The 269-nt window shown below is 45.4% G+C and carries 1 tRNA gene; it reads right to left on the bottom strand.

From position 1 onward, the window contains the following. Positions 1 to 143: 143 nt before the first annotated feature. A tRNA-Ala gene (locus tag NUX24_RS21745) sits at positions 144 to 219 on the bottom strand. Between the last annotated feature and the right edge of the window lie 50 nt (positions 220 to 269).

Genomic DNA, 269 nt, shown 5'->3' with positions numbered 1-269 from the left:
ATTGCGAAAATTTGAGAGACTCGAACACACCATTAAGATGTGTCGTTTCAATTTTCAGCTTGATCCAGATTTTTAAAGAGCAAAACTTCGCAGTGCACCTTTTCAGGTTCACTCTGAAGTTTTCTTGTGTTCGCAGTAAAATATGGTGGAGCTATGCGGGATCGAACCGCAGACCTCCTGCGTGCAAAGCAGGCGCTCTCCCAGCTGAGCTATAGCCCCATCGTTTATAATCTCTGTACCGCTCATCCTTTAAAAGGAGTCTGGTAGGC

This window comes from Enterobacter sp. HG048, from assembly GCF_024702055.1.
GTDB lineage: Bacteria > Pseudomonadota > Gammaproteobacteria > Enterobacterales > Enterobacteriaceae > Enterobacter > Enterobacter dykesii.
The sequence above is the reverse complement of the archived record's forward strand: the minus strand, read 5'-3'. Positions and strand labels throughout refer to the sequence as shown.